Raw genomic sequence first — 369 nt, 5'->3', positions numbered from 1 at the left:
CTGGGTTTCCCCATTCGGACACCCCCGGATCAAAGCTTGCTTACAGCTCCCCGAGGCAGTTTCGTTGTTCGCCACGTCCTTCATCGGCTCCTAGCGCCTAGGCATCCTCCGTGTGCTCTTAGTAGCTTAACCTCGTGCTCCGGTWTYGACTGCTCGCTTCCCTTGTTTTGCTTRCGCAAAGCCAAAAGTCRCTCCCAYYCRAWACCATCGTACGTGCAATCTACCGTTTTTATTGAAACTTGTTTACACAAGTTCAGCTAAAAAGGAATGTTCTAATTCGCATTTACTTTCGTTTCGATATCTAGTTTTCAAAGAACAAGCTCCATGCAAAAGCAAGCTGTTTGAGAGTTYGAGCTCTCAAAACTGAGC

At 47.5% G+C, this 369-nt stretch carries 1 rRNA gene; it reads right to left on the bottom strand.

The annotated features are described in order from the left end of the window. Window positions 1-132 (bottom strand): 23S ribosomal RNA (locus tag AB4111_RS31260); the annotation flags it as partial. Between the last annotated feature and the right edge of the window lie 237 nt (window positions 133-369).

Origin of the sequence: Paenibacillus sp. 2KB_22 (genome assembly GCF_052115745.1) — a bacterium.
GTDB lineage: Bacteria > Bacillota > Bacilli > Paenibacillales > Paenibacillaceae > Paenibacillus.
Note: the sequence above shows the minus strand (reverse complement) of the source record. Positions and strands in the feature narration are given on the sequence as shown.